Source organism: Vibrio rotiferianus CAIM 577 = LMG 21460, assembly GCF_002741985.1.
In the GTDB taxonomy this organism is placed as follows: domain Bacteria; phylum Pseudomonadota; class Gammaproteobacteria; order Enterobacterales; family Vibrionaceae; genus Vibrio; species Vibrio rotiferianus.
Genome location: NZ_APHW01000039.1, coordinates 1 through 1,194 on the forward strand (window position 1 = coordinate 1; position 1,194 = coordinate 1,194).

The following is a 1,194-nucleotide window of genomic DNA, read 5'->3' on the forward strand; positions in this document are numbered from 1 at the left end:
TCCGCTTGAGAGAAAAACTTCTCGATAAGCAAGCTCTTTAAAAATATAGACCTATCAATCTGTGTGGGCACTCGTTGATGATAATCCAATTAGATACTTCGGTATCAAATTAGGTTTCAATGAAACGAAGTGACCATTGAATCGAAAGATTCAGCACAGTCAATTCAAACATTACTTATGTAATGTTCAGTATTCATTGAGCCGAACAAAATCTTAAATTGAAGAGTTTGATCATGGCTCAGATTGAACGCTGGCGGCAGGCCTAACACATGCAAGTCGAGCGGAAACGAGTTATCTGAACCTTCGGGGAACGATAACGGCGTCGAGCGGCGGACGGGTGAGTAATGCCTAGGAAATTGCCCTGATGTGGGGGATAACCATTGGAAACGATGGCTAATACCGCATAATGCCTACGGGCCAAAGAGGGGGACCTTCGGGCCTCTCGCGTCAGGATATGCCTAAGTGGGATTAGCTAGTTGGTGAGGTAATGGCTCACCAAGGCGACGATCCCTAGCTGGTCTGAGAGGATGATCAGCACACTGGAACTGAGACACGGTCCAGACTCCTACGGGAGGCAGCAGTGGGGAATATTGCACAATGGGCGCAAGCCTGATGCAGCCATGCCGCGTGTGTGAAGAAGGCCTCGGGTTGTAAAGCACTTTCAGTCGTGAGGAAGGTAGTGTAGTTAATAGCTGCATTATTTGACGTTAGCGACAGAAGAAGCACCGGCTAACTCCGTGCCAGCAGCCGCGGTAATACGGAGGGTGCGAGCGTTAATCGGAATTACTGGGCGTAAAGCGCATGCAGGTGGTTTGTTAAGTCAGATGTGAAAGCCCGGGGCTCAACCTCGGAATTGCATTTGAAACTGGCAGACTAGAGTACTGTAGGAGGGGGGGGTATGAAGTTTCAGGTGTAGCGGTGAAATGCGTAGAGATCTGAAGGAATACCGGTGGCGAAGGCGGCCCCCTGGACAGATACTGACACTCAGATGCGAAAGCGTGGGGAGCAAACAGGATTAGATACCCTGGTAGTCCACGCCGTAAACGATGTCTACTTGGAGGTTGTGGCCTTGAGCCGTGGCTTTCGGAGCTAACGCGTTAAGTAGACCGCCTGGGGAGTACGGTCGCAAGATAAACTCAAATGGATTGATCGGGGGCCCGCACAAGCGGTGGAGCATGTGGTTTAATTCGATGC

1 rRNA gene is annotated in these 1,194 nt (G+C 50.3%); it reads left to right on the forward strand.

What is annotated here, in order from left to right:
* Positions 1-215 precede the first annotated feature (215 nt).
* A 16S ribosomal RNA gene (locus B853_RS15460) occupies positions 216-1,194 on the forward strand; the annotation flags it as partial.